This is a genomic window from Bacteroides sp. 1_1_14 (assembly GCF_000162515.1).
Classification (GTDB): domain Bacteria; phylum Bacteroidota; class Bacteroidia; order Bacteroidales; family Bacteroidaceae; genus Bacteroides; species Bacteroides thetaiotaomicron.
The window spans coordinates 508883-519686 of record NZ_GG774703.1 but is presented as its reverse complement, the minus strand read 5'-3'; the positions used below and the strand labels follow the sequence as shown (position 1 = coordinate 519686).

Here is a 10804-nt window from a genome sequence, read left to right as displayed (position 1 = left end):
GTTTTCAAGAAAGCGATCGTCAAGTTGAGCCGTCACTCCGTAACGGGGGATATCAGTGATGTCGCCCGGTTTTTTCCAACGATCGTACAATAATCTTTTCGATTGATTGTAGGCACTGTATAGTCCGTTGCTTTCTTCGAAGAAACGGTCATTGTTCATCACATATCGTTTTGCCATCCAGCTGAATTGCGCCGACAATGAAAGCCCCTTCCACATAAGGGATGTGCCGAAGCCGCCTACCCAAGGAGAATCAAACGATTTGCCGGTCATCACTTTGTCTTCTTCACGAAATTCTGTTGTCTGTTCTCCGTCGGCTGTGTACCACAAAGCATCGCCATTGGCCGGATTCACACCTGCATAACGGTTCATGAAATACTCACGTACGGAGTGTCCTACTACATATTTCAATCCAGTGGTAGAGTTTACATATTCTTCTACACCATTGTAAAGTTCTAAAAGTTTATTCTTATTGTAAGAAACGTTTGCGCTCAGATTCCAAGTGAAATCTTTGGTACGAATCACATCACCGTCAATCGCAATTTCCACACCGCGATTCATCATAGCGCCAATGTTGTCCCAACGATTGCCTACTCCGGTGATCGCATACGATTGAGGAACTAACATCAGCATATTAGTAGTCTTTTTATGATAAAAATCGACATTCACATTGACACGATTGTAAAGGCCAAAACTCACGCCAACATTGTTTGCCCAAGTCTGCTCCCAGCTCAATTCCTCATTTCCACTTTGTGAAGGATAGATACCAGCTTCATCATTATAGTTTGCATCTCCGGAAACAAGCGCAAGATGATCGTAATAAGGAATTTCCGAGTTACCGGAAGTACCTGTACTCAACTTAACCTGTGCGCTAGTAAGCCATTCTATGTCTTTGAGGAAAGCCTCGTTCTTGATGTTCCACATAAAACCCAGCGACCAAAACATACCCCAACGATGATCTGCACCGAAGCGGGAAGAAGCATCCGTACGTGCAGCAACTTCCGCATAATACAAATCTTTATAGTTGTACTCCCCACGGAAGAAAAAAGACAAATAAGAATAGGCACTATTACTATCCGGCCACGATGTAGCGCGAGTTCCGGTAAGCAGGTTGGTGAGGCGATCGTTATTCTGCCCCTGTGTAGATACCTGGAATCCGGAGGATTGATAATCTATCCCTTCCTGTCCCAGCAGAAAATTGAATGAATGATCATCATTCAAAGCCCACCGATAATTGGCTGTAAGAGTTTCACTCAGGCTAAGGATATCAGATGAGCTGCGCCCTGCTTTACCGGAGTTATTATTAATAATGTAACTCGGGAAAGACTGCATGAAAGCCGTAGAGTGTGAATAATCAGCACCAAACTGGCCACGAATAGTCAAGTTCTGAATCGGAGTGATCTCTGCAAATACAGTAGACAGCAATTTGTACTTTTTGTATGATACGGGATTATTCGCCATCCATTCTATCGGATTCTGCCCCGTTCCCGTCCAAGTTCCATCATTTTCGGAAGCCAAAGAACCGTCAGCATTATAAGGATTCCAGTAAGGTAACATAAAGCGTGAACCGGAAATAGGTGTATAAAGCGCCGGTTCTCCCTCTTCAGCCTGTGATATTTCTTCATAGGCCATCATTGTATTCGTGCCCACTTTCAGCCAGTTGCTGGCTTTCACTTCCGCATTGGCGCGCATATTGTAACGGCGGAAAGAAGAACTCTGCGCAATACCTTCCTGATCATAAAATCCTCCGGAAACATAGTAGTTCAGACGGTCGGTGGCACGATTGACAGAAAGTTCGTAACTCTGCAAAGGTGCACGATCGTTGAAAACTTCATCCAGCCAATTAACATTCGTGCGAGACAGCAGGTCGTAATCTTGTCCGGTGTCTAACCCGATTTCCTTTTCAAATTGGATACGTTCGGGAGTATTCATCACCACCCATTTGTCATTCGACGCCAATTGAGAAATACCCCATTGGGCACGCAACGTAACTTTCGCTTTATCTATTGCCAGTCCGCGCTTAGAAGTGATAACTACCACACCATTTGCCGCACGGGCTCCGTAGATAGAAGTCGACGAAGCATCCTTTAACACAGAGATTGATTCTATATCTCCCGGGCTAATTGTGTTAAAATCAGCACTGGAGATAGGTGTACCATCCAGTATAAACAGCGGAGAGGTGCCCGAATTGATAGAATTGGTACCACGAAGCTGGAACACAGCCGCCTTACTGGGTTCTCCCGAATTGGAGATTACCGTCAAACCGGGTGTCTGTCCCTGCAGTGACTGATCAAAACCTGCAGCAGGCACATTTTCTAATTTTTCCGCTTTAACAGTGGATACGGCACCAGCAATCGTCCCTTTTTTACGAGTTCCATACGCTACTACCACTACCTCATCTATTAAAGCAGCATCTGAAACCAGACGAACATTCAGTGTTCCGGTTTTGGCACTAACCGCATGTGCCTGTGATTGCATACCGATATAAGAGAACAGCAAAGTAGCACTTGCCGTACCCTTAATCTCAAGAGTGTAATTACCATCAATGTCGGTAATTACACCATTTGTAGTACCCTTCTCTAAAATAGACACACCAACCATCGGCTCATTATCTTCTGCCGAAACAACATGTCCTTTTACCTTATATCCACTCTGTGCAAAAAGCATAAGAGGAATATTCAGTAGAGCAAAGAGTACAAACAAGAGAATTGATTTTCTCATCTTTGATACTTGAATTTAAATTAATGAATTGATTTATTTTTTACAGATTTATCTACAAAACGAAAACTTAGCATATTACGCTTCACGCATGAAACAGCAATATACTTCTCCCCTTGGAGCGACTTTGAAAAGTATACTTTTATCATCGTTCCAGGACAGACTATCAAATAGTCTATACAATATATAGAATAGGGAAATTAGCTTGGCTGGTTTTTAATATTACGCCATATGTCTAAATAAATGTCTTGTGTCGCTGCAATACTAATAAAGTGTATGTCCATCTCTCTAAAATTATAGATATTAATAAGTGCTTATCGTTTGTTTAGGTGTAAATTGCCTATAAAATTCTTTAATTTGGCTACAAATATAATTATAATAGTTAAATATAAAAAACAAAAAGTCTCATTTTTTATACCAAATTTCCTCAAATGTCTTTTTATTGCATAATTAACAAAATATTAATAAACAAATAGATATATCCCATATAAACCGTCAAAAATAAGACCATCTTACTTTCCATTTGACATTCTTATTAGTTGCTTATGCAATAGTCATTAAAACGACATAAGACACCTCATTTTGAGGATTCAGAGTCAAAAGGGCAAAAATCCAAAACTATTTCCTATTTTTGTACCCACTATATATAAAAAGGTACAAGATGAACTACGGATTCGTAAAAGTAGCTGCAGCCGTGCCACGCGTTAAAGTGGCCGACTGTAAATTCAATGTAGAGAGAATAGAAAGCCAAATCGCAATAGCTGAAGGTAAGGGTGTGCAAATCATAGTATTCCCGGAAATGAGTATTACCGGATATACTTGCGGTGACTTATTCGGACAGCAGATTTTGCTGGAAGAAGCAGAGATGGGGCTAATGCAGATACTCAATAATACCCGCCAACTGGACATCATCTCTATTGTCGGCATGCCGGTAGTAGTCAATTCAACCGTGATCAATGCCGCCGTAGTGATTCAAAAAGGAAAAGTACTAGGTGTTGCTGCCAAAACTTACCTCCCCAATTATAAGGAGTTCTACGAACAGCGCTGGTTTACTTCTGCCCTTCAACTGACAGAAGATACCGTACGCCTATGCGGACAAATCGTTCCCATAGGTGCCAACCTGCTGTTTGAAACTTCCGATACGACTTTTGGGATCGAAATTTGCGAAGACCTTTGGGCTACCATACCTCCCAGTTCCTCATTGGCTTTACAAGGAGCAGAAATTATTTTCAATATGTCTGCCGATAATGAAGGAATCGGAAAGCATCATTATCTCTGTTCTCTTATCAGCCAACAATCAGCACGTTGCATTGCAGGATACGTATTTTCTTCCTGTGGTTTCGGGGAGTCTACTACGGATGTAGTATTTGCGGGAAACGGATTGATTTACGAAAACGGCTCATTACTGGCACGTAGCAAACGTTTCTGCATGGAGGAGCAACTGATCATTAGCGAAATCGATGTGGAACGCATACGGGCAGAACGTAGAATCAACACCACTTTTGCTGCCAGCCAGGGAAATCCAGGAGATAAAAAAGCAATCTCCGTCGCAACGGAGTTTATTAATAGCAAAGAGCTTACTTTGACCCGAGACTTCAATTCACATCCTTTTGTCCCCCAAGGAGCAGAACTGGATGAGCATTGTGAAGAAGTATTCTCTATCCAAATAGCCGGCTTGGCACAACGACTGGTTCATACCAAAGCTAAAACAGCTGTAGTCGGTATTTCCGGAGGATTGGATTCAACATTGGCATTATTAGTCTGCGTGAAGACCTTCGACAAACTCGGTTTACCCCGCAAAGATATTCTGGGAGTTACAATGCCAGGCTTTGGAACGACTGACCGTACTTATAACAATGCCATTGATTTAATGAAATCATTGGGCATTTCTATCCGGGAAATCAGTATTCAAGATGCCTGTATCCAGCATTTCAAAGATATCGATCATGATATCAATGTACATGATGTCACCTATGAGAACTCTCAGGCACGCGAACGCACACAGATATTAATGGATATCGCTAACCAAACTTGGGGAATGGTAGTGGGTACGGGTGACTTGTCAGAACTTGCACTCGGATGGGCTACGTACAATGGAGATCACATGTCTATGTACGGTGTCAATGGAAGTATTCCCAAAACACTTGTGAAGTATCTAGTGCAATGGGTAGCGGAAAATGATATGGATGAGGACGCTAAAGCGACTTTACTGGATATTGTAGATACTCCTATCAGTCCCGAATTAATTCCAGCAGACGAAAACGGGGAAATCAAACAGAAGACCGAAGACTTGGTAGGGCCTTATGAACTGCATGACTTTTTCCTCTATTACTTCCTGCGTTTTGGTTTCCGCCCTTCCAAGATTTACTATCTGGCTAATATAGCTTTCAAGGATGTATATGACAAAGAAACAATAAAGAAATGGTTATCTACTTTCTTCCGACGTTTCTTTAATCAGCAGTTCAAGCGCTCCTGTCTGCCCGATGGTCCGAAGGTAGGTAGTATTTCCATCAGTCCCAGAGGTGACTGGCGAATGCCAAGTGATGCAAGTTCAACTATCTGGCTCAAAGAAATAGAAGATTTATAATCTCTTTGATCTTTCTTCTGTGACATTTTTGTATTTATCTTAAGTATTATACGGGGTAAAACAAAAACGTCACAGAACTGTATATCAATCATTTAGTTCACAAAACACCCCATATTCAAGAGAAGTTTACAAAAAAACATGCGGTTGTTTTTGACTTTTGGAGAAGAAAAACTGCATTTTCTTTATAACAGTAAGTTCTTCAGCCAATTAGCTACAAATGCGAATAATTAGCCAAATACACTTAAACAACCATTCAGCTACACTTGTGTATCCTCTTGATTACACAAGTGTAGTTTATTAGTTACTCAAGTCTAACAGATTAAATCATTTAGAAGAATAAAGTAATAGATCAGGAGAAAATACCAGTTCATGCAGAAGAAAACATTAATCCTTCCGCATGAGTTATATAGAACATACGGTCAATTGCACTATTGTAATACTTCTCTTTTAATACGTTCTATATCAGCCTTCTCAATAGTGCGAATGATATTTTTATAAATACGATGAAAACCGAAACCTCCTTCGGTCATTTCCTGAATAGCTTTTTGCTTTGACACTCCTTGAAATACAATACGATACATAGCACATACTGCGCCTGTCCTATCAGAACCGTGATGACAATGAAAGACGATTGGCCCTTTGCGGTTCTTGATAATGCGCAATGCATTGATCAATTGACCTTCACTGACTGAATGCGCTTTCATTTTTAGCCGATAAAGCTTAATCTTTGTTCCTGCCGCCTCATCATCGTCACTATGCCTGTTGCGAAGATTCAGCACTTCACGGATACCGTATTTCTCCAAAGCCTTAAAGTCAGCATCCGATGGTTGCTCCGAACGATATACACCTGAGTCTATCTGATACAAATTAGTCAGTTTACTATCGGGAACAGTTATCTTTTCAGCGTTTATGTTTTGACCATAAACCGAAAAAGACATCACTATCCCGATAAATAAACCAAGCCAAATTCGTTTGTTATTGATTATCATATAGCAATCCTATGAGATTATATAATATGATGAGGCAAATTATAGTACTCCTTTGCTCGAAGGAAGCTCAAAATGATAGATATCTCTTTTCAATGCCATTTTCAGAGCACGTGCAAGCGCTTTAAAGATACCTTCTATCTTGTGATGCTCATTCTGTCCTTCAGCCTTGATGTTCAGATTCATTTTTGCAGCATCACTCAATGATTTAAAGAAATGCAGGAACATCTCCGTCGGCATCTCTCCTATTTTCTCACGATTGAACTCTGCATCCCATACTAACCAAGGACGACCTCCGAAATCAAGGCAAACCTGACAAAGGCAATCATCCATAGGCAAAGCATAACCATAACGTTCGATTCCACGCTTACTGCCCAAAGCCTGATAAATACATTCTCCCAAAGCGATGGCAGTATCCTCAATGGTGTGATGTTCATCCACTTCCAGGTCGCCTTTTACCCGAATGGTCAGATCCATTCCGGAATGCTTACCTATTTGTTCAAGCATATGATCGAAGAAGCCAAGACCGGTAGAAATATCACAGCTTCCATTTCCATCGAGATTGAGAGACACATAAATATCAGTCTCCTTCGTTGTACGGCGAACTTCTGCTTTCCGCTCACCGGCAAAAAGAAACTCTGCCACCTGATCCCAGTCTGTTGTTGCAAGTGAGCAAACATCTTCCAGACCTTTCTCTTTCAAATCATCCGTTGCTTCTTGCAGATAAATAGCACGGCAACCAAGATTCTTTGCCAGCTCCACATCAGTAGGACGATCACCGATTACAAAGCTTTCCGCAAGATCATATTCCGGATTATCAATATACTTCGTCAACATTCCTGTACGCGGTTTGCGAGTCGGCGCATTATCTTCCGGAAAACTACGGTCGATCAGAATATCATCAAAGGTAATGCCTTCTCCGGCCAATGTTTTCAGCATCAAGTTGTGAGCAGGCCAGAAAGTGTCTTCCGGAAACGAAGATGTACCCAGCCCGTCCTGATTGGTAACCATCACAAATTCAAAATCAAGCTTGCTACGGATAAAGCCCAAATTACGGAAGACTCTCGGATAAAATTCCAGCTTTTCCAGTGAATCAAGCTGATAATCAATGGGAGGTTCAATGACCAATGTCCCGTCCCTATCTATAAACAATATTTTCTTCTTCATATACTATCCTTGATATTTTTTGAGGGCAGCAAGTAACGTATTATTCTCCACTCTGGTACCCACCGTCACACGCAGACAGTTGCAACAAAGCGAAATGGAATGACGGTTGCGCACTATGATCCCTTCACCTACCAAATAATTGTAAATCTTCACCGCATCCGTTACTTTCGCCAAGAAGAAGTTGGAATCGGACGGGTACATTCGGACTGTACAAGATAATTTCGCAAATTCTTCTTCCAGATAGTCGCGTTCTTCCTTCAATGTTTTTATCCAGCGTTCTATTTCATAATATTTATGCAGCATAGCAATAGCCTGCTGCTGTGTCAGCTGATTCACATTATAAGGATACTTGATTTTACTCAGGATTCCGATAATTGCTTCGGATGCAAAAGCCATACCCAAACGGATAGCAGCACATCCCCAAGCTTTGGAGAAAGTCTGAAAAACAACCAGATTCGGATATTTATCCAGCTCTTCGAGGAAAGAAGGTGCTTCGGAGAAATCATTATACGCTTCATCCAATATGACCAATCCTTCAAATTCGCGGAGTATTTTTTCTATTTCAGAACGCAGCAGGTCGTTTCCCGTCGGGTTATTAGGTGAACACAGGAAAATGAGTTTCGTACGCTCATCTGCAGCTGCAAGAAGCTTTTCTGCTGAGAACTGGAAGTTTTCGTCCAACAAAACTTTCCGGTACTCCACATTATTCACATCGGCACAAACCTGATACATACCGTAAGTCGGATCAATAGCAACTACGTTATCTTTTTCCGGTTCGCAGAATGCACGAAACACCAGATCAATCGCCTCATCACTGCCGTTTCCTAAAAAGATATGCTGGGGAGAAACCTTTTTAATTTTAGACAACAGTGTTTTCAGTTCCCACTGCATGGGGTCCGGATAGCGGTTGTGAGGCAGGTTATAAGGATTCTCATTCGCATCCAGAAAAACGGAAGCCACAGCGCCTTTATATTCATCACGAGCCGAAGAATAAGGCTTTAGTTTCCATATATTCGGCCGGGTAAGTTCTTGTAATGTTTTCATTTCAATGTATTTAATCGTACTGTAACTGAATTCTTATGAGCATCCAGAAGTTCGTTGGCTGCCATTCTTCAATAGCCGGCCCCGATAACTTTCATGCCTTGAGGAAGAATTTCCTGAAACGTGATTTTCCGGATAAAGCTGTCCAGGCTCACGCCGCTGTATGCTTTCGCATAACCATTAGTCGGCAGCGTATGGTTGGTTCCGGAAGCATAATCCCCTGCACTTTCCGGCGTCAATGAGCCAAGGAAGACGGAACCGGCATTTATTACACGTTCAGCAACTTCCAGATAATTTTCAGTCTCTACAATCAGATGTTCGGGTGCGTATGCATTCGTCAACTCTAACGCTTCATCCATGTCCTTCACCAAAATCAGTTTACTGTTTTCCAGAGATTTCGCAGCAATTTCCCGTCGAGGAAGCTTTGCCAGTTGGCGGTCTACTTCTTCCATTACTTCTGCCTGAAGCTTTTCAGAGGTTGTTATCAACATCGCCTGACTGTCCACTCCGTGTTCTGCCTGCGACAGTAAATCTGCCGCAACAAACACCGGATTAGCAGATGCATCAGCCAGCACTTCCACTTCGGAAGGACCTGCCGGCATGTCGATGGCTACATCCCGAAGACTTACCAACTGCTTGGCAGCCGTCACATATTGATTTCCAGGGCCAAAGATTTTGTAGACTTTAGGAACACTCTCGGTTCCATATGCCATAGCAGCGATAGCTTGCACTCCTCCCGCTTTGAATATCTTACTGACACCTGCCAGTTGAGCGGCAAAGAGAATAGCCGGATGAATATTTCCGTTTTTATCGGGAGGGGTACAAAGCACAATTTCCCTGCATCCCGCAATTTTTGCGGGAACAGCCAACATCAATACCGTAGAGAAAAGCGGAGCCGTTCCACCGGGAATATAAAGCCCCACCTTTTCGATACCTACCGCCTTTTGCCAGCAAGTTACTCCTTCCATTGTTTCTACCTTCTTGCCAACGAAGCGTTGGGAAGAGTGGAAAGTTTCAATATTCCGTTTAGCCAGCGTAATGGCAGATTTCAACTCGTCGCTGATCAGTCCTTCGGCTTTCTGTATTTCTTCGGAAGTCACAGTGAGAGCAGACAAAGTCACCTTATCAAAAGCCGCCTCATATTCCAAAACAGCTTTATCACCTTCCGCTCTTACCTTATTTATAATAGTACGAACTGTATCGAACAAGCTCTCCGTATTCAAAGCCGGACGCTTCAGAAGTTCTGCCCATTGTTCTTTGGAGGGATATTTGATTAGTTTCATCATTCAAACTTATTAGACTATCATTTTTTCAATCGGCAACACCAAAATACCTTCAGCACCCAGTCCCTTCAATTTGCCAATGATTTCCCAAAAACGCTTTTCATCTAGTACAGTATGAACAGAGCACCAGCCTTCTTGTGCCAATGGCATAATAGTAGGGCTCTTCATACCAGGTAACACGGCAATTATTTCTTCCAGTTTATCCTTCGGAGCATTCATCAGCACGTATTTCTTGTCTTCGGCAGTCTTTACTGCATTCATTCGGAACAAAAGTTCTTCCAGTACTTCTTTCTTCTCATCGCTCATGTTTTTGTTGCCAATCAACAGCGCTTCGGATTTCATCACTACCTCCACTTCCTTCAAGCGGTTGCTTACCAAAGTAGATCCTGAACTTACGATATCAAAGATAGCATCTGCCAGTCCAATGCCCGGAGATACTTCTACCGAACCGGTAATGACATGTATCTCTGCATTTACTCCGTTCTTCTTTAGGAAGTTTCTCAAAATGACCGGATAAGAAGTAGCTATTTTCTTCCCATTGAACCATGACAATCCCGGATATTCAATGTCTTTCGGCATTGCCAAAGACAAACGACATTTGCTGAATCCCAATCGTTTGATGATTTCAGCATCTTCCTCTTTTTCCATAAATTCATTCTCACCGACAATTCCCAAATCAGCTACACCGGTAGCTACTGTTTGCGGGATATCATCGTCACGAAGAAATAAAACTTCGATAGGAAAATTGGAAGACTGCACCAACAAAGTACGCTTCGTTGTACTGATTTTAATATCCGACTCTCCTAAAAGTGCCATTGTCTCTTCGAAGAGACGTCCTTTGGCTTGTACTGCGATTCTTAACATGATTTTATTTATTATTTTATGATTTACAATTCGAACAATTCAGAAATAAAAAAAGGCTTACCGTATTCGGTAAGCCTTCGTTATCTTTATAGAGTTATACACACTATCAATCACGCCCACCGAGTTATTCGTTAGGAAAATGATGATGATGATGTGCAACT

Annotated in this window: 6 protein-coding genes and 1 pseudogene; 1 reads left to right on the top strand and 6 read right to left on the bottom strand. The window is 41.9% G+C overall.

What is annotated here, in order from left to right:
- The coding region (locus HMPREF9007_RS18920) for a TonB-dependent receptor (protein WP_008760521.1) at nt 1–2718 on the bottom strand (2718 nt) is incomplete at its 3' end.
- A gap of 658 nt (nt 2719–3376) precedes the next feature.
- On the opposite strand from HMPREF9007_RS18920, the gene HMPREF9007_RS18925 reads away from it, so the two are divergent.
- The gene (locus tag HMPREF9007_RS18925) at nt 3377–5302 is read left to right on the top strand and encodes an NAD(+) synthase (RefSeq protein WP_008760520.1); all 1926 of its coding nucleotides are present in this window, start codon (nt 3377–3379) and stop codon (nt 5300–5302) included.
- Nucleotides 5303–5730: 428 nt separating this feature from the next.
- Here HMPREF9007_RS18925 and HMPREF9007_RS18930 read toward each other — a convergent pair whose 3' ends face one another.
- From HMPREF9007_RS18930 to hisG, 5 genes and pseudogenes are all read right to left on the bottom strand, one after another.
- Nucleotides 5731–6291, bottom strand: coding sequence for a dual specificity protein phosphatase family protein (locus HMPREF9007_RS18930; protein ID WP_008760519.1), 561 nt, complete (start codon nt 6289–6291; stop codon nt 5731–5733).
- Between the two features lie 39 nt (nt 6292–6330).
- On the bottom strand, nt 6331–7455 hold the full coding sequence (gene hisB / locus HMPREF9007_RS18935; protein WP_008760518.1) for a bifunctional histidinol-phosphatase/imidazoleglycerol-phosphate dehydratase HisB: 1125 nt from the start codon (nt 7453–7455) through the stop codon (nt 6331–6333).
- 3 nt (nt 7456–7458) lie between these two features.
- On the bottom strand, nt 7459–8499 hold the full coding sequence (hisC, locus tag HMPREF9007_RS18940) for a histidinol-phosphate transaminase (protein ID WP_008760517.1): 1041 nt from the start codon (nt 8497–8499) through the stop codon (nt 7459–7461).
- Nucleotides 8496–9779, bottom strand: a pseudogene (hisD, locus tag HMPREF9007_RS18945) (histidinol dehydrogenase). The gene hisC and the pseudogene hisD overlap by 4 nt, the downstream one beginning before the upstream one ends.
- Nucleotides 9780–9791: 12 nt before the next feature.
- Nucleotides 9792–10643, bottom strand: coding sequence for an ATP phosphoribosyltransferase (gene hisG / locus HMPREF9007_RS18950; protein WP_008760516.1), 852 nt, complete (start codon nt 10641–10643; stop codon nt 9792–9794).
- Nucleotides 10644–10804 lie beyond the last annotated feature (161 nt).